The sequence below is a fragment of the Pseudomonas sp. LLC-1 genome (assembly GCF_002992185.1).
Lineage (GTDB): Bacteria > Pseudomonadota > Gammaproteobacteria > Pseudomonadales > Pseudomonadaceae > Aquipseudomonas > Aquipseudomonas monteilii.
Window position 1 is genome coordinate 115,851 of sequence record NZ_LUVY01000021.1, and the last position, 21,391, is coordinate 137,241.

Annotated in this window: 17 protein-coding genes; 5 read left to right on the forward strand and 12 right to left on the reverse strand. The window is 64.3% G+C overall.

The genetic code is table 11. The features are described from left to right. Positions 1-194 precede the first annotated feature (194 nt). The 4 genes from A0O30_RS23890 (at position 195) to A0O30_RS23905 (ending at position 4,509) form a co-directional block, all read left to right on the forward strand. Positions 195-2,183 (forward strand): sigma-54-dependent Fis family transcriptional regulator, encoded by a 1,989-nt coding sequence (locus tag A0O30_RS23890; RefSeq protein ID WP_105948268.1) that lies wholly within the window; start codon positions 195-197, stop codon positions 2,181-2,183. A gap of 66 nt (positions 2,184-2,249) precedes the next feature. After that, positions 2,250-3,599 (forward strand): UDP-N-acetylmuramate:L-alanyl-gamma-D-glutamyl-meso-diaminopimelate ligase, encoded by a 1,350-nt coding sequence (gene mpl / locus A0O30_RS23895; protein ID WP_105948269.1) that lies wholly within the window; start codon positions 2,250-2,252, stop codon positions 3,597-3,599. Continuing rightward, positions 3,596-4,225, forward strand: a complete 630-nt coding sequence (ubiX, locus tag A0O30_RS23900) for a flavin prenyltransferase UbiX (RefSeq protein ID WP_016715383.1) — start codon at positions 3,596-3,598, stop codon at positions 4,223-4,225. The genes mpl and ubiX overlap by 4 nt, the downstream gene beginning before the upstream one ends. Beyond that, on the forward strand, positions 4,222-4,509 hold the full coding sequence (locus A0O30_RS23905; protein WP_016715384.1) for a YceK/YidQ family lipoprotein: 288 nt from the start codon (positions 4,222-4,224) through the stop codon (positions 4,507-4,509). Before ubiX ends, A0O30_RS23905 begins: the two co-directional genes overlap by 4 nt. A gap of 47 nt (positions 4,510-4,556) precedes the next feature. Here the strand turns inward: A0O30_RS23905 and A0O30_RS23910 are convergent, their stop codons facing one another. The 7 genes from A0O30_RS23910 to A0O30_RS23940 all read right to left on the reverse strand — a co-directional run bounded on the left by A0O30_RS23910 (position 4,557) and on the right by A0O30_RS23940 (position 12,567). Continuing rightward, complete coding sequence (locus tag A0O30_RS23910; RefSeq protein WP_105948270.1) at positions 4,557-5,201, reverse strand: oxidoreductase; 645 nt, start codon at positions 5,199-5,201, stop codon at positions 4,557-4,559. Between the two features lie 27 nt (positions 5,202-5,228). Beyond that, a complete protein-coding gene (locus tag A0O30_RS23915) occupies positions 5,229-6,962 on the reverse strand; it encodes a C13 family peptidase (RefSeq protein WP_105948271.1) in 1,734 nt (577 codons plus the stop codon). A 272-nt stretch (positions 6,963-7,234) separates the two neighbouring features. Beyond that, positions 7,235-8,299, reverse strand: coding sequence for a 2,3-butanediol dehydrogenase (locus tag A0O30_RS23920; protein WP_256589786.1), 1,065 nt, complete (start codon positions 8,297-8,299; stop codon positions 7,235-7,237). Between the two features lie 53 nt (positions 8,300-8,352). Then, positions 8,353-9,459 carry an acetoin dehydrogenase dihydrolipoyllysine-residue acetyltransferase subunit gene (locus A0O30_RS23925; RefSeq protein WP_105948273.1) on the reverse strand — a complete coding sequence of 369 codons (1,107 nt, stop codon included), beginning with the start codon at positions 9,457-9,459 and terminating at the stop codon, positions 8,353-8,355. After that, positions 9,456-10,478 (reverse strand): alpha-ketoacid dehydrogenase subunit beta, encoded by a 1,023-nt coding sequence (locus tag A0O30_RS23930; protein WP_013970705.1) that lies wholly within the window; start codon positions 10,476-10,478, stop codon positions 9,456-9,458. Before A0O30_RS23930 ends, A0O30_RS23925 begins: the two co-directional genes overlap by 4 nt. Positions 10,479-10,511: 33 nt before the next feature. After that, the gene (locus A0O30_RS23935; RefSeq protein WP_016715388.1) at positions 10,512-11,489 is read right to left on the reverse strand and encodes a thiamine pyrophosphate-dependent dehydrogenase E1 component subunit alpha; all 978 of its coding nucleotides are present in this window, start codon (positions 11,487-11,489) and stop codon (positions 10,512-10,514) included. A gap of 22 nt (positions 11,490-11,511) precedes the next feature. After that, complete coding sequence (locus A0O30_RS23940; protein WP_105948274.1) at positions 11,512-12,567, reverse strand: ATP-NAD kinase family protein; 1,056 nt, start codon at positions 12,565-12,567, stop codon at positions 11,512-11,514. A gap of 283 nt (positions 12,568-12,850) precedes the next feature. On the opposite strand from A0O30_RS23940, the gene A0O30_RS23945 reads away from it, so the two are divergent. Further along, positions 12,851-14,704: a sigma-54-dependent Fis family transcriptional regulator gene (locus A0O30_RS23945; RefSeq protein ID WP_105948275.1), complete on the forward strand. Its 1,854-nt coding sequence runs from the start codon at positions 12,851-12,853 to the stop codon at positions 14,702-14,704. Positions 14,705-14,775: 71 nt separating this feature from the next. On the opposite strand, the gene accC is transcribed toward A0O30_RS23945, so the two are convergent. From accC to A0O30_RS23970, 5 genes are all read right to left on the reverse strand, one after another. Then, a complete protein-coding gene (gene accC, locus A0O30_RS23950; RefSeq protein WP_105948276.1) occupies positions 14,776-16,131 on the reverse strand; it encodes an acetyl-CoA carboxylase biotin carboxylase subunit in 1,356 nt (451 codons plus the stop codon). Positions 16,132-16,148: 17 nt separating this feature from the next. After that, on the reverse strand, positions 16,149-16,613 hold the full coding sequence (gene accB, locus A0O30_RS23955) for an acetyl-CoA carboxylase biotin carboxyl carrier protein (protein ID WP_105948277.1): 465 nt from the start codon (positions 16,611-16,613) through the stop codon (positions 16,149-16,151). A gap of 99 nt (positions 16,614-16,712) precedes the next feature. Next, positions 16,713-17,168 (reverse strand): type II 3-dehydroquinate dehydratase, encoded by a 456-nt coding sequence (gene aroQ / locus A0O30_RS23960; RefSeq protein WP_003255330.1) that lies wholly within the window; start codon positions 17,166-17,168, stop codon positions 16,713-16,715. 179 nt (positions 17,169-17,347) lie between these two features. Then, positions 17,348-19,120, reverse strand: coding sequence for a protein-disulfide reductase DsbD (locus A0O30_RS23965; RefSeq protein ID WP_105948278.1), 1,773 nt, complete (start codon positions 19,118-19,120; stop codon positions 17,348-17,350). Between the two features lie 231 nt (positions 19,121-19,351). Further along, positions 19,352-21,313, reverse strand: a complete 1,962-nt coding sequence (locus A0O30_RS23970) for a methyl-accepting chemotaxis protein (protein ID WP_105948279.1) — start codon at positions 21,311-21,313, stop codon at positions 19,352-19,354. Positions 21,314-21,391 lie beyond the last annotated feature (78 nt).

Consider the following 21,391-nt stretch of genomic DNA (forward strand, 5'->3'; position numbering starts at 1 on the left):
AGCGTTTCGCACACCAGGCAAATCAATGACTTGGGTCAGTTGCCAAGGCCCTGTGATTGGCCGCTGTACCAGCCCCGGTACGCGCGGGGGTGACACTTTGTGCCATTTGCGACACGTCACAGGCGGGTGCATTGCAAAGGCTTCCCGGGTGGAGGATGCTGGCGGAACTCTCTATCTGCGGAGAACTACAACAAATGCAGAGCAATCCTTTCATTCGCCATGCCCAGCAAGTGCATACCGTTGCCCATGGTGGGGCCGGGGAGGGGGGCAGTGACCCGTCCATCGCCCGTTCCTGGCTGCGCTGCCTGGAGGACTACCACCTCGACCCTTCGGTGATCGAGGCGCCCGTGGTGCTTGAGCATGGGCGTTTGCTGGAAAGCCGCGAGCGCCTGCGCCAGGTGCTGCAAATTGCCGATCATGAAATGAACAGCCTGCACCAGCAGCTTTCCGGCGCCGGCCATGCGGTACTGCTGACCGACGCCCGCGGGGTGATCCTCAACTGCGTCAGCGCGGCCACCGAGCGGCGCAGCTTCGAGCGTGCCGGGCTGTGGTTGGGTGCCGACTGGAGCGAGGCGCGCGAGGGCACCAACGGCATCGGCACCTGCCTGGTCGAGCGCCAGGCGTTGACCATTCACCAGAACGAGCACTTTCGCGGCCGCCACACTGGCCTGACCTGCTCGGCCAGCCCGGTGTTCGACCCGCATGGCGAACTGCTGGCGGTGCTGGATGTGTCATCGGCACGGCCTGACGTGTCGCGCCAGAGCCAGTTCCACACCATGGCGCTGGTGAACCTGTCGGCGAAGATGATTGAAAGCTGCTATTTCCTGCGCCACTTCGAGCAGCAGTGGTTGCTGCGTTTTCACCTGCAGGCCGAGTCGGTCGGCCTGTTCAGCGAAGGCCTGCTGGCGTTCGACGGCGATGGGCGGATCTGTGCTGCCAACCAGAGCGCGTTGAACCTGCTGGGCAGCGTGCGCGGTGGCGTGCTGGGCAAACCCGTGGAGCGTTTTTTTGCCTGTAGCCACGACGAGCTTTTCAGCCGCGCCACCCCCGCTGGCAGCACGGTCTGGCCGCTGCATACGCTGGACGGTCGCCAGGTGTTTGCCAGCCTGCGCGGCAAGGCCCGTGCGCCCGTGTGGTCGGTGCCTGTTGCGCAACCCTTGCCCATGCACCCGATGGAACCGGCCATCTGCCTGCTCGACCCGGCTCTGCAGAACGAATTCCGCCGCAGCGTACGGGTGTTCGAGCGTGACGTGCCGCTGTTGCTGCGTGGTGAAACCGGTTGTGGCAAAGAAGCGTTTGCCCAGGCCGTGCACCAGGCCAGTGGGCGACGCGGCAAGCCGTTCATCGCCATCAACTGTGCCTCGATCCCGGAGAGCCTGATCGAGAGCGAGTTGTTCGGTTACCGAGGCGGCAGTTTTACCGGAGCACGCAAAGAAGGCATGCGCGGCAAGCTGCTGCAGGCCGACGGCGGCACCTTGCTGCTGGACGAGATCGGCGACATGCCGCTGGCCTTGCAAACCCGCCTGCTGCGGGTACTGGAAGAGCGCCAGGTGGTGCCCATCGGTGGCGAGCCGCAAGCGGTGGATGTCCGTATTGTCAGCGCCACCCACCGCGACTTGCTGGAGCGTGTGGAGCAGGGCAGTTTCCGCGAGGACCTGTATTACCGCCTGAATGGCCTGGAGGTGGCGTTGCCGGCGGTGCGTGAACGCAGTGACAAAGCGCAGCTGCTGGACTTTTTGCTGCATCAGGAGGCGCAGGGACAACGGGTCGAGCTGGAGCCCAGTGCGCGTCAGGCGCTGCTGGACTTCGCCTGGCCGGGGAACGTGCGGCAGATGCGCAATGTGCTGCGTACCTTGGTGGCGCTTTGCGAGGATGCCCGAATCGAGTTCTCGGATCTCCCCGCCATTGTTCGCAACAACCCCGTCCCTGTAGGAGCGGCCTTGTGTCGCGATCGGGCCGCAGAGCGGCCCCAAGGTTTCAGTGTCGGTACAAAGGCCGCTGGGGCTGCTTTGCAGCCCGATCGCGACACAAGGCCGCTCCTACAGGACGCCGAGCGGCAGGCGCTCATGGAGATGCTAGAGGCAAAACACTGGCACCTGACCCGTGTCGCCGAGCATCTGGGCATCAGCCGCAATACCTTGTATCGAAAACTGCGCAAACACGGCATTGCGAGGGCCGACTGAGCGAAACAGCGGGTGCGATTTGTCGCGCCCTGGGCTACCCTGCCTCGATGTTTTGCGAGGTCGACCATGCATATTCACATTCTCGGTATTTGCGGCACTTTCATGGGCTCGCTGGCGGTGCTGGCCAAGGAACTTGGCCATCGCGTCACCGGCTCGGACGCCAACGTCTATCCCCCGATGAGCACCCAGCTCGAAGCCCAGGGCATCGAGCTGACCCAAGGCTATGACCCGGCCCAGATGGACCCGGCACCCGACTTGGTGGTTATCGGCAACGCCATGTCACGCGGCAACCCGGCAGTGGAATACGTGCTGAACAAGGGCCTGCCCTATGTTTCCGGCCCACAGTGGCTGGCTGACCATGTGCTGCAAGGCCGCTGGGTGCTGGCCGTTGCCGGTACCCACGGCAAGACCACCACCAGCAGCATGCTGGCCTGGGTGCTGGAGCACGCCGGCATGAGCCCGGGCTTCCTGATTGGCGGTGTGCCGCAGAATTTCTCGGTATCGGCCCGCCTGGGCGACACGCCGTTCTTCGTCGTCGAAGCCGACGAGTACGACAGCGCCTTCTTCGACAAACGCTCGAAGTTCGTGCATTACCACCCGCGTACCGCGATCCTCAACAACCTTGAGTTCGACCACGCGGACATCTTCCCGGACCTGGCCTCGATCGAGCGGCAGTTCCACCACCTGGTACGCACCATCCCGAGCGAAGGCCTGGTGATTCACCCCACCACCGAGCAAGCACTGGAGCGGGTGATCGGCATGGGCTGCTGGACCCCGGTGCAGACCACCGGCGTTGGTGGCCAGTGGCAGGCGCGCCTGCTCAGCCCCGACGGCTCGCGTTTCGAAGTGTTGTTCGAAGGCGAAGCGCAAGGTGTGGTGGACTGGGCACTGACGGGCCAGCACAACGTTGCCAACGCGCTGGCCACCCTGGCCGCCGCCCGCCATGTCGGCGTGGTCCCGGCCATGGGCATCGAAGGCCTCAGCGCGTTCAAGAGCGTAAAACGGCGCATGGAAAAGGTGGCCGAAGTGCAGGGCGTGACCATCTACGATGATTTCGCTCACCATCCGACCGCCATCGCCACCACCCTCGATGGCCTGCGCAAGCGTGTTGGCGAGGCCCCGGTGATTGCCGTGATCGAACCACGCTCCAACTCGATGAAGCTGGGCGCCCACCGTGACGGTTTGCCAGAGAGCGTCAACGACGCCGACCAGGTTATCTGGTACGCCCCGGCCAACCTCGGCTGGGACCTGGCGGCCACCGCCGCGCAGTGCAAGGTCCCGAGCGTAGTAGCCGACAGCCTTGACGCGATCATCGAACGCGTCAAAGGCCAGGCCCGCCCGGGCACTCATGTGGTGATCATGAGCAACGGCGGCTTTGGTGGCCTGCACGGCAAGCTGGCCGAGGCGCTGAAGTGAGCGGGCCGGAACGCATCACCCTGGCCATGACGGGCGCTTCGGGCGCCCAGTATGGCCTGCGCCTGCTCGATTGCCTGGTGCGCGAAGACCGCGAAGTGCACTTCCTGATCTCCAAGGCCGCGCAACTGGTAATGGCCACCGAGACCGACGTGCTGCTGCCGGCCAAGCCCCAGGCGATGCAGGCCTTCCTTACCGAATACACCGGCGCCGCCGATGGGCAGATCCGTGTGTACGGCAAGGAAGACTGGATGTCACCGGTGGCCTCCGGCTCCGGAGCCCCGGCGGCGATGGTGGTGGTGCCCTGTTCCACCGGCACCTTGTCGGCCATTGCCACCGGTGCCTGCAACAACCTGATCGAACGCGCTGCCGACGTTACCCTCAAGGAACGTCGGCAACTGATCCTGGTGCCACGCGAAGCGCCGTTTTCCACCATCCACCTGGAAAACATGCTCAAGCTGTCGCAGATGGGCGCGGTGATCCTGCCGGCGGCACCGGGCTTCTACCACCAGCCGCAGACCATCGACGACCTGGTCGACTTTGTCGTCGCGCGTATTCTCAACCTGCTGAACATTCCCCAGGACATGTTGCCGCGTTGGGGTGAGCACCACTTTGGGGTGGATGATTGAAGCGAGCGTTGGTGGGGGTGCTGGCGCTGGTGATGCTGGGAGGTTGCGCCACGGTACGCACACTGGATGCCGCCAAACCCGGGGCGCCGGTGGTGTATGCCGGTACCCGGCTGGATTTGTACGTGATCAATGGTGGGTGCTGCCCGCGTGATCATTACGGGGCTGATGCACCGGCCTATCCTGGGCTGGACCTGCCGGGGAGCATGTTGCTCGATACCCTGTTGCTGCCGTTGTCGTTGCTCACAGCAGCCGGTGTAGGCTTCCAGGCCACCGGAGGCCTATGACGGCCCTTTCGCGGGTAAACCCGCGAAGAGGCCCTTGCAGGTAACGTCTATTTCTTGCCCAACCTGCGCAACTCATCCGACTCCACAACCCGTATCCCGTCCTCTTCCTCTAACGCCAGCCGCCAAAGCGCCCGCGCCAGGGTGCAAGCCTCGATCCCCCGGTATTTACCCGGTATCAGCCTGGAAAACGGCGAAACCAACTGCTCACTGAGGCGTGGCTGAATGCGTTCGCCCAGCAGCAACGACGGTCGCACGATGGTCAACTGCGGCCAGTCCTGGGCCTTCAGCGCCTCTTCCATCTCACCTTTGACCCGGTTGTAGAAAATCGACGATTTCGGGTCGGCACCCAGCGCGCTGACCACCAACAGATGCCGCGCGCCCATTTCCCGGGCACGTTTGCTGAACGCCACCACCATGTCCAGGTCCACCGCACGGAACGCCGATTCGGAGCCGGCCTGCTTCAGCGTGGTGCCCAGGCAGCAATAGGCGATATCGACCCGCCCGGCCAACTGGGGAAGGAATACCGCCGGGTCGCCCACCGGGTTTTCCAGGTGCGGATGCTCGGCCAGCGGCCGGCGAGTGGGCGCCAGTACGCGGGTTATGGTGGGCTCGTTGAGCAGGCGGTCGAGCAGGTGTTCACCTGTCAGACCCGTGGCACCGGCAAGCAGGACATGCTGAGGCGTCAAATACATGATGTCTCTCCCTTGTTACACACAAGTCTAGTGGTTGCCGGGCGTTTCTGCTTGTCGCCCCGCGCTGGCCTGTGTGGCGTTACGCAACGCTTCTTCGGCCTGTTGCCGGCGCAGCTGCTGCCAGTGCTCGAGCACGGCGGGCGGTGCCCACAGCTGCGGCTCGGAGGCCTCGAAGCCTTCCCTTTGTTCTCTTTCGGCAACGCTGGTACGTGCCAGTTCAAATGCCTGTTTGAGGTCGTCGGTCTGGTTCAGCGCTTCGGCGAACAGGGCATCGCCAAAGTAGGTGAAGTCGGCTTCTTCCGAGCAACCGAAAGACACGCGGTCGGCCCGGGCCGCCGTCATGATCAGCGTGCGCTCATCCTTGAGCGGAGCGATGTAGCCCCCTGAATAGCAGGCCGAGATGACGATTACCTTGTCTCGATCCTTGAGCGGCGCCAGGGCAGTGGCCAGTTCGTCGGCGGAAAGGTCAGCCAACTGCAGGCGCGGCTGGTCGAGTACCAGTTGATGGTCCTGGCTGCCATGGCTGGTAAGGTAGATGAACACCAGGTCTTCAGGGCCGCTGCGCTCGGCCAGGGTGCGGGCGGCACGGGTAAGGTTTTCGCGAGTGGCCATGGGGCGGCTGGCCATGTGGTCGCGGTGGTTGACCAAGGTCACCTGGCCACGGGCGCCAAAGCGCACCTTGAGCATGTTGCTGACATAGTCGGCTTCGCGCAGGAACACGCTCTGCTGGCCATCGCCGGCCACCACCAGGCTGTACAGCTGGATCGATGGGGCTGAGCGCGGGACACGGGCCAGCGCCTCGTCCAGCAGGCGGCCCTGATTGAGCAGGGCCAGGTCCAGAGGATCGGGCAGCAACTGGCCTTTCTGGTCGCGTACCCGCACGCCATTGACCCAGACGCCGCTTTCGACCTTGCCGCTGGCCAGGATCAATCGCCCATGCCCGTGGTAGGCATCGTTCAGGAAACCGCCGATGTACTTGCTGCCGTCGGCCAGCTGCAGGCTGCCCTGGCCCGACAGGCGCCAGTCGGCGAACTCGCCTTTGTAATGGCTGCCATCGCTGCCCAGCAGTTCGCCTTCGCCGATCAATGAGCCATCCTTGAATTCGCCAATCCACACATCGCCATCGGCGTTTTCGTAACGGCCGCGACCTTCCAGGCGGTTGTCCTTGAACTCGCCGATGTACTGCTCACCGTCAACGCTGTCGTAGGTGCCGCTGCCTTGCAGCTCGCCGTTGACGAAGCGGCCACTGAACTGGTTGCCGCTGGCATCGCTGCGTACGCCGGCGCCGTCGGGTTTGCCCTTGGCGAACAAGCCCTGGTAGCGGCTGCCGTCGGCCAGTTCCAGTTCGCCCGCGCCTTCGTAGAGGTCGTCCTTGAACTGGCCTCGGTAGGTCTGGTCGGCTTGCTTGAGCGTGCCTTCGCCATCGCGGCGGCCATGCTTGAAGGTGCCGGCGTAGTGGCTGCCCGGCGTGGTCAGGTCGCCCAGTCCCTGGAACAGCCCCCCGGCGAACTGGCCACGGTACACCTCGCCGTTCTGGCCGTGCCATTCTCCCAGGCCGTGCCACTGGCCGTCCTTGAAGCCGCCGGCGTACCAGCTGCCGTTGGGGTAGTCGATCCGGCCCTCGCCCTGCAGCAGGCCATCGACCACCTGACCCCGGTAACGCCCCCCGTCAGGCAGGCGCGCGTCCGGCGGAAGCAGCGATTCGCCATCGCCACAGGCGGCGAGCAACAGGACCAGGGTAATGGGGAGCAGTGGACGCATGGCGAGGACCGGGCAATAGGTCTGCCGAGTATGACGCAGAATGGGGGGGCGAGACAGATATGGCATAAGCAGATGAGGCGACAGGCCGCAGATATGACATCAATGATCTGCGGTCTTTGTGGGAGCGGCCTTGTGTCGCGAAAGGGCTGCGCAGCAGCCCCGGCAATCTTGCAGCGTGGCAGAAATTCTGGGGCCGCTCCGCGACCCTTTCGCGACACAAGGCCGCTCCCACAGGATCTGCGCAGCCTTTGAGGGTTGTGCAGGTGGTGCTATCAGCGCACGCCCGGCGAAACGATGATCTTCACGTTCTCCTCTTTGTTGTTCACCAGCTCCTCGAAGCCCAGTTCGACAATCTGCTCCAACCCGATCCGGCCGGTCACCAGCGGGCGAATATCCAGCCGGCCATCCGCAATGAAGGCAATCACATCGGCAAACTCGCCGTTGTACGCCAACGCTCCCAATACCTGCTTCTCGGTGGATACCAATTCGAAGAAGTTGAACTCGCTAGGCTCTTCAAAAATACCCACCAGCACGCACTTACCCGCCTTGCGGATGGTGTCGATGGCCAGCTTGGCCGTGTGCTTGTTGCCGATGCACTCAAAGCTCACATCGGCCCCCAGCCCGGCGGTCAGTGCACGGATTTCCGCCAGCGCGTCGCACTGGCTGGGGTCCAGCACCACGTTGGCGCCTACCTCTTTGGCCTTGGCCTTGCGCGCCGAGGACATTTCCAGCGCAATCACTTGCGCCGCGCCCGCAGCCTTGGCGCACATGATGGTGCACAGGCCGATGGTGCCGGCACCCACCACTACAACGGTTTGCTCAAGCAGGCTGCCGGCCTTTTTCACCGCGTGCATACCCACCGCCAGCGGTTCGATCAGTGCCCCGGCCTCTGGCGGGAAACCTTGAGGCAAGCGGTACAGCAGGTTGGCGGGGACGTTGACCAACTCGGCAAAGGCGCCATTGTTCATCAGGCCGGTGAACGCCAGGCGCTCGCAGATGTTGTAAAGACCGTGGGTGCAGTAATAGCAAGTACCACAATGCTGGCAGGCGTCCGCCGCCACTGGGTCACCTACCGCAAAGCCCTCCACCCCTTCGCCAAGCTTGGCGATCTGGCCGCAGAATTCGTGGCCGAGGATGCACTGGCCCTGGATGCCGGTCAGCGGGTGCGGTGCTTCCACCGGGATGAACACCGGGCCGGCGACGTATTCGTGCAGGTCGGAGCCGCAGATGCCGCACCAGTCCACCTTGATCTGCACCCAGCCGGGTGCAGGGTCGGCTGGCAGGGGTACCTGTTCGACGCGAATATCATTGCGGCCATGCCAGACGGCAGCGCGCATGTGGGTGTGGCTCAGGTCATTCATTGTTGTTCTCCAGGCTCACGGGAAAGGGCTTAGTGCTTGCGCAGGAATGCGAGCACCTGCTGGTTGACCTGTTCGGCCGCCTCCATCTGCACCATATGCCCGGCCTCTGGCAGCACCAGCACTTCGGCCTCCAGGCCCTCTGCGTGGCTGGCCGGGATAATCGCGTCCTTGCCACCCCACACCACCAATGCCGGATGCTGCCCCAGCACGCCGCGCAGGTCGTGGCGCTGCCTGTCACCGTCGGCAATGGCTATTGCCAGCTGGCGCAAGGCATCATCGACACCTTCCAGGCGCTTGAACTTGAGCATGTCTTCCAGCATCTGCCGGGTGACCAGTGCCGGGTCGGCGAACAGCTGCACCATCTGCGGTTTGAGGGCGTTGCGGTTTGCGGCGGCAACAAAGCCTTGCAGGTACTGCCCATTGATTGCCTCACCCAGGCCGGCACTGGCGATCAGGCTCAGGCTGGCCACCCGCTGCGGCGCCAGGCGCGCCACGTTCAGGCTGACCGCGCCACCCATGGAGTGTCCGGCCAGGTGGGCCTTGGCGATGTCCAGGTGGTCGAGCAGGGCCAGCACGGTTTCGCTCAGTTCATCCAGGTCGCCCCGTTGCAGGGCCTTTGCCGACTCGCCGTGCCCCGGCAGGTCAAGGGCGATTACCCGGCGCTCGGCCGCCAGCGCCGGGTGGTTGAACAGCCAGTTATTGAGGTCGCCGCCAAAGCCGTGCACCAGTACCAGCGGCGTACCGCCTTCGCCCAGTTCGAACCAGCGCAACAGGCGGCCGCCCACTTCAGCCTTCTGCGGGGCTGGCCCTTGGGCCTGATCGGCGCCCCCTTCGGCGACGAACTCGGCCTGGAAGCGCTGCACCACCGCGTCGATCTCGGCTTCCTCGGCTTCGCCTTCCACCACCACCGCCAGCAGTGCGCCAACCGGCAGGGTTTCATCCGGTTTGGCCACCTGGCGGCGCAATACACCACTGAACGGGGCTTCGACGCTGCTGCTGATCTTGTCGGTCTCGACGTCCAGCACCTCGTCGCCCTTGTTGATTTCGTCGCCTTCCTGCTTGAGCCAGGCGTCCACCCGGCCCTCGGTCATCGAAAGGCCCCACTTGGGCATGGTCAGGGTATGGATCTGGCTCATGCGGCACTCCTTGCAGCTTCGATCACCTTGCGCACGGCAGCCTCGATCTTCGCCGCGTCAGGGATGTACAGGTCTTCCAGCGCATCGGAGAACGGCACCGGGGTGTGCGGTGCGGTGACCATTTCGATCGGGCCCTTGAGCGCGCCGAAGGCCTTCTGCGCCACCAGCGCGCTGATGTCGGTGGCCATGGAGCACCGCGGGTTGGCTTCGTCGATCACCACAAGGCGGCCGGTTTTTTCCACGCTTTCCAGAATGCTGTCTTCGTCCAGCGGGCTGGTGGTGCGCAGGTCCAGCACTTCGCAGTCGATGCCCTGGCGGGCCAAGTTGTTGGCAGCCTCCAGCGCCACATGCACCATGCGCCCGTAAGTGACCAGGGTCACATCGTCACCATCGCGCAGGAAGTTGGCCTCGCCGAACGGCACGGTGTACACCTCTTCCGGCACCTCGCCCTGCATGCTGTACAGCAACTTGTGCTCGCAGAAGATCACCGGGTCGTTGTCGCGGATCGCCTGGATCAACAGGCCTTTGGCATCGTAAGGCGAGGACGGGCACACCACTTTCAGGCCCGGGATGTGCGTCCACAGTGAGGTGAGCATCTGCGAGTGCTGGGCCGCCGCACGTAGGCCTGCGCCATACATGGTGCGCATCACCAGCGGGGTGACTGCCTTGCCGCCGAACATGTAGCGGAACTTGGCGGCCTGGTTGAGGATCTGGTCCAGGCAGCAGCCTGCGAAGTCGACGAACATCAGCTCGCACACCGGACGCAGGCCCTGGGTGGCGGCACCGACGGCGGCGCCGACGTAGCCGATTTCCGACAGCGGCGCGTCCAGCACGCGGCCGGGAAACTGGTGGTACAGGCCTTTGGTCACGCCCAGCACGCCACCCCAGGCGTCATCCTCGCCGGGGGCACCGGCACCGCCGGCCACGTCTTCGCCAATGATGAACACGGTGTTGTCGCGGCGCATTTCCTGGGCCAGGGCTTCGTTGATGGCCTGCTGGTAGCTGATCTTTCTTGCCATGGTGGTTCTCCTGTTGTTCTTGTAATCCGCGGCTCAGGGGTAGGCGACGTAAACGTCGGTGAGCAGGTCGGCGGGCTGTGGCTTGGGATCGGACTTGGCGCGGCGCACGGCGTCTTCGATCAGGTCTTCGATGCGGGCGTCGATGGCGTCCAGTTGCTCGGCAGTGAGCAGGCCGGCTCGGGTGGTCTTGTTGCGGAACTGCATCAGGCAATCGCGGGATTCGCGCAGGTTCTTCACTTCATCCGGGGCGCGGTAGGTTTGCGCATCGCCTTCGAAGTGGCCGTAGTAGCGGCTGAGCTTGACCTCGATCAGCGACGGCCCTTGCCCGGAGCGTGCGCGCTCGATGGCTGCGCCAGCGGCCTCGTACACCGCAAAGAAGTCGAAGCCGTCGATGGTGACACCCGGCATGCCGAAACCGGCGGCGCGGTCGGCAATATGGTCGCAGGCTACGGACCAATTGGAGGCAGTTGCCTCGGCATAGCCGTTGTTTTCGGCCACGAAGATGCAGGGCAGGTTCATGATCGACGCCATGTTCATGGCCTCGAACACCGCACCTTCGTTGGAGGCGCCATCGCCGAAGAAGGCCACCGATACATCGTCGCGGCCTTTGATCTTGGCGGCCAGCGCTGCCCCGGCTACCAGCGGGGCGCCAGCGCCGACGATGCCGTTGGCGCCGAGCATGCCTTTCTCCAGGTCGGCAATGTGCATCGAGCCACCCTTGCCGCCACACACGCCGGTCTTCTTGCCGTAGATCTCGGCCATCATGCCGTACACGTCCACGCCCTTGGCGATGCAGTGGCCATGACCACGGTGGGTCGAGGCAATGCAGTCACTGTCGCGCAAGTGGGCCATGACCCCGGCGGCCGAGGCCTCTTCGCCAGCGTACAGGTGGACGAAGCCTGGGATCTCGCCGGTGGCGAATTCCACATGCAGGCGCTCTTCGAAGGCACGGATGGTGCGCATCACTTCATAGGCATGCAGCAGTTGTTCGGTACTCAGTTGATTGGACATCTTGTTGTTCTCCAGGGTTGTCTCAACGCGGGGATGCAGGGTGCAGCCGGTGGCCGCGCGGGACGGCCAGCAGGTGATGGCGGGCGGCATGCGCCAGTACGGCCTCGACATCCACGCTCAACGGGCCTTGGTGGTCGAGGGTGATGGTGGGCGTGTCGTGCTCGGCGAATTCGATCTCGCGTTCGCCGTCCAGGGCCAGGGTGCCGCTGGTCAGGCTCAGGCGATGGGCAACGCCAGGTGTCAGCGGGCCGCTGGCGGTAATGCCGCAGGCTTGCAGCAGGCCGGGGGCCAGCGGCGCGAGCAATGCTTGTTCGGCGCCGGGGTTCAGGCGCACCCAGGCGCCGTGCGGGTCTTGGCGTGACACTGGGCACCACAGGCCGCACAGGGCCGACAGGCCGATGGCATGGGGTTCGGCGAAGCAGGCGAAGACTTCGCACAGGTCCTCGCTGCGGCTGAGCGCACGGGCGCCGATGAAGCGCTGTGGCGACACGGCCACTTCGACCAAGGCCCATTCGGCCAGCTGTTGCTCGGGCACTTTTACCAGCAGGCGCTTGTTACGGCGCAGGCCGATGCTGGCGGGCACCAGGCCGCTGGCGAACAGGCCACCGGCAAGGCCAGCGCTGGTGGCTTCGCGCAGTTCGGGGAACGCATTGTTGGTGCCGGTGGACAACGTCAGCAGCGGCACGTCACCGGCCTCGGCAGCGACCGCCTTGTGGGTGCCATCGCCACCGAGTACGGCGATCATCGCCACGCCGCGCTCGACCATGTGCCGGGTGGCCTGGCGGGTGTCGGCAACGGTCTGGGTCAGCGGCAGGTCGAGTATTTCGAGGGCAGGCCAGTGTTGGTCTCGGGCGCCCGGGCCCTGGCTGGCCTTGAGCACGGCAGCGGCGATGCCGGTCATGTCGCTGGGCAACAGCACCTGGCCGATACCGGTGGCACCGAAGGCCGCCAGCAGACGCTGGATGGCCGACGCCTTGTCGGTGCTGGAATAGAGCCCGGCATTGGCGGTCAGGCGGCGCAGGTCGCGGCCAGAGGCAGGGTTGGCAATGATCCCGACAATCGGGGCGGGTAGCGGCATGGCGCACCTCGTATTTTTGTTTGCCAAGGCAGGAGCAAGCGCGGTGCCAGCTTTCGTTGATTTGGCTGAAATACCCGGGTTAGAGGGCTTTGATTGCGTTCTGGCATGCCTGTGCCACGGTGCTGACGAGACGCCGGGTGCCAACGCCAGGCCGACATTGCCGAGACGCTGAGACGCGGCGTCTCAAGCCAGCCGGTAATCACACAGTGCTTGTCGGGGCATGCCCAGAGGCGCTTAATGGCCGGACAACGATAAAAACAGCAACGAGAACCGGAGGGCCTGAATGCTTGCCGCGAACTCCCGAGCCCATGTCGACTGCGTCAGCAGGGTGTTGAAGAATGCCGACCGCCTGCCGCAGGCGCCGGTGCCACCGCTGATTCTCGATTCATGGCGCCGCTCCATGGACCTTTACCGCCTCGACCCGGGGTCCCAGCAGGGGCCGCGTATCCTTTCCCAAAGCCTGCTCAACGAATGCCGCGAACGCGCCGAACTGTTCCTGCGCATCGCCAGCGATGCCGTGGCACGCCTGCACGAACGGGTACGCGGTGCCGACTACTGCGTACTGCTGACCGATGCCCAGGGGCGCACCATCGATTACCGGGTCGAGTCGGCCATCCGCAACGACTGCCGCAAGGCCGGGCTGTACCTGGGCACCTGCTGGTCGGAAGGCGAGGAGGGTACCTGCGGCGTGGCGGCGGTGTTGACCACCAAGGCCCCGGTCACCGTGCACAAGCGCGACCACTTCCGCGCTGCGTTCATCGGCCTGACCTGCACGGCGGCACCGGTATTCGACCCGCTGGGCGAGTTGTTGGGCGTGGTGGATGTGTCAGCCTTGCAGTCGCCAGACGACCGCCGTAGCCAGCATCTGATCCGCCAACTGGTGGAGCAGACCGCCCGCGAGATCGAAAACGCCTTTTTCATGCACAGTGCCCAAGGCCACTGGGTGATGCGCGCCCACGGTACGCCGGGTTATGTGGAAAGCCAGCCGGATTACCTGCTGGCCTGGGATGCCGATGGCCGCCTGCAGGCGATCAACAGCCTGGCGCGGCAACGGCTGGTGGAGCGCCTGGGGCGCTTGCCCGAGCATATCGGTGAGCTGTTCGACATCGACCAGCTACGCCGGGTGAGCGCGTCGTCGGCCCAGCGCCTGCCGGGTCTGGGGGGGCTGTATGGTCGGGTCAGCGCACCACGGCAACGCCAGCGCGCGCAACCGTTGCGCCAGGCCCAGGACGCACGCATCGAACAGCACCTGCGCTTGGCCACGCGGGTCAAGGACTGCAATCTGGCGGTACTGGTGCAAGGGGAGACCGGGGCTGGCAAAGAAGTGTTCGCCCGCCAGCTGCACCAGCAAAGCCAGCGCCGGGATGGCCCGTTCGTCACGCTGAACTGTGCGGCCATTCCGGAAAGCCTGATCGAGAGCGAGCTGTTTGGTTACGTGGCTGGGGCCTTTACCGGGGCCTCCAGCAAAGGCATGCAAGGGCTGTTGCAGCAGGCCGATGGCGGCACGCTGTTCCTCGACGAAATCGGCGACATGCCGCTGAACCTGCAAACGCGCCTGCTGCGGGTGCTGGCCGAGGGTGAAGTGGCACCGTTGGGCGCTGCGCGGCGTGAGCGTGTGGACATCCAGGTGATCTGCGCCACCCATCGCGACCTGGCAGCGATGGTTGAGGATGGGCGTTTTCGTGAAGACCTGTACTTCCGCCTGGCCAATGCCCGCTTCGAGTTGCCGCCGCTGCGGGAGCGTGAGGATCGGTTGGGGTTGATTCATCAGCTGCTGGCCGAGGAGGCCGATGCGTGTGCTGTCGAGGTGGTGTTGGCAGATGATGCGCTGCAAGCATTGCTGGTTTACCGTTGGCCGGGGAATTTGCGCCAGCTGCGGCAGGTGTTGCGCTATGCCTGCGCGGTGAGTGAAGGCGGGCAGGTGCAATTGCAGGACTTGCCACAAGAGGTGCGCGGTGAAGCGGTTGCTTCGCCTGAAAGCAGCGTGTCTTGCCCGGCCCGGCAGTTGTTGCTGGATGCACTGATTCGCCATCGCTGGAAGCCGGCCGATGCGGCGCGGGCGTTGGGGATATCGCGGGCGACGCTGTATCGGCGGGTGCATGAGCACCGCATCGAAATGCCGCGCATGAAGGGATAGGCCTTCAAGCCCTGGCAGGCAATAAAAAACCCCGGCGCAAGGCCGGGGTTTTTGTACATCACACTACTCGATCACTGCTCGTTGGCCAGCTTGTGTTCGAGGTAATGAATGTTGACGCCGCCTTTGCAGAAACCTTCATCACGCACCAGGTCGCGGTGCAGCGGGATGTTGGTCTTGATGCCGTCGACGACGATTTCGTCCAGGGCATTGCGCATGCGCGCCATGGCTTCGTCGCGGTCCTTGCCGTAGGTGATCAGCTTGCCGATCAGCGAGTCGTAGTTCGGCGGAACCGAATAACCGCTGTACAGGTGCGAATCGACGCGTACGCCGTTGCCGCCTGGTGCGTGGAAGTGCTTCACCTTGCCTGGGCTCGGGATGAACTTCTTCGGGTCTTCGGCGTTGATACGGCATTCCAGCGAGTGGCCACGAATCACCACGTCTTCCTGGCGGAACGACAGCTTGTTGCCAGCGGCGATGCTCAGCATCTCCTTGACGATGTCGATACCGGTCACCATCTCGGACACCGGGTGCTCAACCTGCACGCGGGTGTTCATCTCGATGAAGTAGAAGCGGCCGTTTTCGTACAGGAACTCGAACGTACCTGCACCACGGTAGCCGATCTCGATGCACGCATCGACGCAGCGCTTGAACACTTCCTGACGGGCTTTCTCGTCGATGCCCGGGGCTGGTGCTTCTTCCAGTACCTTCTGGTGACGGCGCTGCAGCGAGCAGTCACGGTCGCCCAGGTGAATGGCGTTGCCCTGGCCGTCGGACAGTACCTGCACTTCCACGTGGCGTGGGTTGGTCAGGAACTTCTCCAGGTACACCATCGGGTTGCCGAAGGCTGCACCGGCTTCGGTACGGGTGAGCTTGGCCGAGGCAATCAGGTCCTCTTCCTTGTGCACCACGCGCATGCCGCGACCACCACCACCACCGGCGGCCTTGATGATCACCGGGTAGCCGACGTCACGGGCAATCGCCAGGGCGACTTCTTCGTCTTCCGGCAGCGGGCCATCGGAGCCCGGTACGGTCGGTACGCCCGACTTGATCATCGCGTCCTTGGCCGAAACCTTGTCGCCCATCAGGCGAATGGTGTCGGCTTTCGGGCCGATGAAGGCGAAACCGGATTTTTCAACCTGCTCGGCGAAGTCGGCGTTTTCTGCCAGGAAGCCGTAGCCCGGGTGAATCGCGGTGGCGCCGGTGACTTCGGCGGCAGCGATGATTGCCGGGATATGCAGGTAGGAATCCTTGGACGATGCAGGACCGATGCAGACCGACTCGTCTGCCAGGCCCAGGTGCATCAGTTCACGGTCGGCGGTGGAGTGCACAGCGACGGTTTTGATGCCCAGCTCTTTGCAGGCACGCAGGATCCGCAGGGCAATTTCCCCGCGGTTGGCGATCAGGACTTTTTCGAGCTTCCCAGACATCGTTGGCTCTCCGCGATTCAAACGACGGTGAACAGCGGCTGGTCGAACTCAACCGGCTGGCCGTCTTCTACCAGGATGGCGTCGATGACACCGCCAACATCGGCTTCGATGTGGTTCATCATCTTCATGGCTTCGACGATGCACAGGGTGTCGCCTTTCTTCACGGTCTGGCCCACTTCAGCGAAGTTCGGCGAGGTTGGCGAAGGCTTGCGGTAGAAGGTACCTACCATTGGCGAGCGGATCACGGTGCCTTTCAGGGCTGGTGCAGCAGCGCCAGCTTCGGCAGCCGGGGCAGCGGCAGCGGCGACCGGAGCAGCAACAGGTGCGGCAGCCATCGGTGCAGGTGCGTAGAACTGTTGGGCAGCCGGGGTTTTGCTGTGACGGCTGATACGGACCGACTCTTCGCCTTCCTTGATCTCCAGTTCGTCGATGCCAGACTCTTCCAGCAGCTCGATCAGTTTCTTGACTTTACGGATATCCATTAATCATCAACTCCCAAAGGTTCGGTCAGGGGGCGAAATACAAAAAAACGTAACTGAACGTTTCTCTAGAACCCTGGCCCACTGAGGCCAGGGTTTTCATCATTTGGGCTGTGCGTTGGCAGCCAGTTGTTCCAGCGCGGACTCCAGGGCCAGGCGATAACCGCTGGCGCCCAGGCCGCAGATCACCCCTACGGCAACATCGGAAAAGTAGGAGTGGTGACGGAACGGTTCGCGTTTGTGCACGTTGGACAGGTGCACTTCGATGAATGGGATGCTCACTGCAAGCAATGCGTCACGTAATGCGACGCTTGTGTGGGTGAAAGCAGCCGGATTGATCAGGATGAAGTCCACACCCTCGTTGCGTGCGGCGTGAATACGATCGATCAGTTCGTACTCGGCATTGCTCTGCAGGTATTGCAAATGGTGGCCTGCGGCGCGGGCACGTTGCTCCAGGTCCTGGTTGATCTGGGCCAGGGTCACGGCGCCGTAGTGGCCTGGCTCGCGGGTACCGAGCAGGTTGAGGTTGGGGCCGTGGAGCACCAGTAGCGTTGCCATCTGCGGATTCCTTGGATTTGTAGGGCAATTCGACACAGCGCGGCGAGTGTGCCGCAAAGCGACGGCAGGTGTCCAGTTCCCGGCAGTAGCCAGCACGATGTCCGAGATTCGCGCGAAGTATGTGACCAAATAATTAAATCTGGTCACCTATTTCAGGATTTTTCCCGGCACGGGGGAAGTTATAGACCGACTTTGCCGCGCACGCGTGTCAGAATTTGCGCAAATTCACCGGCGTTTATCTCGCCAATCACCCGATCGGCGGTCATTTCGCTGCCGTTCGCGGCAAAGAAGAGCAAGGCGGGGGGGCCGAACAGCTGATAGCGGTCGAGCAGCGTGCGTTGCTCGGCATTGCTCTCGGTGATGTCGAAACGCAGCAACTTGAAGCCGGTCAGCTGCGTTTGCACCTGTGGCGCGTTCAGCACTTCGTGCTCGATCACCTTGCAGCTGATGCACCAGTCGGCGTACCAGTCCAACAGCACGGGCTGGCCGGCCGCCTTGGCCTGGGCCAGCGCCGCGTCCAGTGCGGCGGGGGTGGTGATGGTTTGCCAGGCATCCGCCTTTGCCGCCGGGTTGTTGCCGCTGGCCGCCAGTGTTGCAACCGGCAGCGGGCGTAGCGGGTCGCCTTGGCCACTCAGCGCGCCATACCAGCACGCCAGGGCGTAGACCAGCAAGCCCAGGCCCAGCAGTTGGGCCAGGCGCTGGCGTGCGCTTTTTACAACGAACTCCAGGGCGCCGAGGAACAGCGCCACGCCAGCGGCGAGGAAACCGACCAGCAACAAGGTTACCGGGCCCGGCAGCACGCGGCTGAGCAAGCCGATGGCCAGCCCCAGCAGCAGGACACCGATGGCGTTTTTTACGGTATTCATCCAAGGGCCGCTTTTGGGCAGCCAGGCTGCGCCACCGGTGGCTACCAGCAGCAATGGCGCGCCCATGCCGAGGCCTAGGGCAAACAGCTTGAGTGCGCCGCCCACGGCATCGCCGCTGGCGCTGATGTACAGCAGGGCACCGGCCAGAGGGGCGGACACGCATGGCGAAACCAGCAGGCTGGAGAGCACGCCGAGCACGGCCGCGCCGAGCAGCGAGCCACCCCGGGTGTGGTTGGCGACGTTGTTCAGGCGGTTGCTCAGGGCCTGCGGCAGCTTGAGTTCGAACAGGCCGAACATGGCCAGGGCGAACACCACGAAGAACAGCGCGAATGGCACCAGCACCCAGGCCGATTGCAGACGGGCTTGCAGGTTAAGGCCGGCACCGAACAGGCCCATCAGCGCGCCGAGTACGGCGAAGCTGGCCGCCATCGGCAGCACGTAGGCCAGCGATAGTGCCAGCCCGCGCAGGCCGCCGACCTGGCCACGCAGCACCACGCCAGACAGGATCGGCAGCATCGGCAGCACGCACGGGGTGAAGGTCAGGCCGACCCCGGCAAGGAAGAACAGCAGCAGTGATTTCCAGTTCCAGGCGTGTTCGGCAGCGCCCGGCCTATTTGCGCCGCTTTCGCCATCGATGCTCAGGCGTTCGGTTTCCGGTGGGTAGCACAGGCCCTTGTCGGCGCAGCCCTGGTAGCCCACCAGCAGGGTGAAGGCGCGCGGGTCGGTGCGCGGCAGTTCGATGTCGACCACGCCGTGGTACACCTCGACGTCGCCGAAGAACTCATCGTGCTTGGCCTCGCCTTTGGGGATGTTGGGCGTGCCCAGGGCAATGTCGGCCGGCTCGGTGCGGAACTGGAAGCGGTGGCGGTAGAGGTAGTAGCCCTCGGTGGCGACGAAGCGCAGCTTGAGGGTGTGCGCATCGGCCTGGATCAGGCTGAGCTTGAAGGCCTCGTGCACCGGCAGGAAGTCGGCGTTGTTGGACAGCGAAGCGGCCCCGAGGGTGGCGCTGGGGCGGTTGTCGAGCAGGCCCGTGGCGAAGGCAGGGCTGGCCAGCAGCAGGAACAGCAGGAAAAACAGGCGGCGCATGGCGGACTCGCGAGGTGGAACGTGCCGGGCATGATAGCGGAGTTGGTGGGGGATGGGGCCATGCTGGGCCAAGGGGCGACACATGGCCGCTGAAGATATTATGCGTGTGTCGGCCTTTTCACGATCACTGTGGGAGCGGGCGAGCCCGCGAAGCAGGCGACGCGATGGATGGCACCGGCTGCGCCGGTGTTCGCGGGCATGCCCGCTCCCACAGGTATCGCGCATGCTTCCTCAAACTCTGAAAGCCCCCACCGCCCGGTTCAGCTCGCCGCCCAGGCTCAGCAGCTGTTCCCCTTGCTCACGCCCCTCGCCAATGCGCTGCAGGTTGTCCTCACCCAACTCATGAATCCGTTCGCTGTGGTCGCGAATCTCACTCACCGCGCCGCTCTGCTGCGCCGTGACATCGGCAATCCGCACGGCAGTATCCGAGATGGTGCGAATGGCACAGACAATCTCGTCCAGCGCGCCATCCGCCGCTTGGGCCTGGTTGGCTGTGGCCTCGGCATGCTCAAGCTGCGCACGCATCCCTGCCACCGAACTTCTCGCGGCTTGCTGCAGGCGGTCGATCAGTGCCTGAATCTCGCCGGTAGCCCCCGTGGTGCGTTGCGCCAGCGAGCGCACTTCATCGGCTACCACGGCAAAGCCACGGCCCATCTCACCCGCACGCGCCGCTTCGATGGCGGCGTTCAGCGCCAGCAGGTTGGTTTGCTCGGCAATCGAGCGGATCACCGTCAGTACCCCGCCGATGGTGGCCGACTCTTCCGCCAGTTGCTCGATCATGCGGGCGTTGCCTTGCACTTCATCAACCAGTTCACGCAAACCTGACAGGCTCTGGCCGATCACCGCCTGGCCTTGTTCCACTGCACGCCCGGCATCGCGGCTGGCGTCGGCGGCGGCGCTGGCATCACCTGCCACTTGCTGAATGGTCGCTTCCAGTTCGCCCAAGGCGTCGCGGATCTGCCCGGTATCGCCCGCCTGGCGTTCGGCGCCGTCGTGCAGGGCGGCGCTCATACCGGCCAGCGCGTGGCTGCTGCCCGCCACTTGTTCGGCGTTGTGGCGGATGGTACCGACCAGTTCCACCAGGTACTGGCGCAGGCGGTTGAGCGACTCCTGGATGTCGCGCAGTTCGCGGTTGGTCTTGCCCAGGGTGATACCTTGGGCGAAGTCGCCTTCGGCCCACCGCGACAAGGCGGGTGCCAGGCCGGTGAGGGTACGCGTCAGACGGCGCTGCAGGGTGTCGATCAACAAGGCGATCAGCAGGATCAAGCCAATCATCAAACCCTGGATGATGCGCACCTCGGCGGCAATTTTCGCATGCTGGCCACGCACTTCGGGTTCCAATGCTGCGATGGCTAGCTGCACGGCCTCCAGGCGTTGATTAGTGCTGGCGGCCAGGGCGCCGCGGCGTTCGATCTGTTCGCGGGTGCGCTGCAATTCAGCCGGGTAGCGGCTCAGCAGGCTTTGCAGTTCACGCTTCAGGCCAACCGCGATGTCTTCCTGCTGGGCATTGGCCTGGGTCTCAAGGCCCATCATCGCGGCGAAGTCGTCGGCACCGGACTCGGCGGCGCGGGTTACGCCAAGCAAGGGCAAGGCATCGATGGCTTGAGCCTGGGCGCGGATCAGTTGCAGCTCGCGCTCCACCTCGTCGGCAAGCTCCGGGCGGCCGCTGTTGACCAGTTTGTCCCGGGCCAGCGAAAGGCGGCTCAGGTGCACGGTGGCGTCGAGCAATGGCTGCCAGTAACGGTTGGCATCCGCACTGCCACTGTCGCGGGCGTAGCCGGCCAGTTGCTCGACGTTGGCCCCCAGCTCCCGCTCGGCCTGCAGCAGCAGGGCTTGTGGGTCGCCGGCCAGCTTGCCAGCGGCCAGCAGCTCATTGGCGGTGAAGGCCTGCAGGCTGTTCAGGCTTGGGCGTAATGTGTCGGCCAGCTCAACGGGCCATTCGGCCAGGGCGGCCTGCAACTGCTGGTTGGCCTCCATGGCGGCGGCATGGCGAAGTGCGTCGCCGCTGGCCAGGTACGCCTGGATGTTGCGTGCCGCCAGGTTCTGAAACTGCTGGGACAGGCCCAGGTAGCGCTCCATCATCTGGTAGGGGCGCTCGAGGGCGCGCTGCGACCACCACAAGGTGGCGCCCAAGGCGAGACACACGGTCACCAGCAACAGGGTGTTGAAATTGGTCAGCCACTTCAGGCGCATAGCCGCGAACTTCCTGCGCAGGGGAGTAGAGGTAGGCGCCTGAAGTTATTGCGATTTTGTGACCGGGTGATGACGACA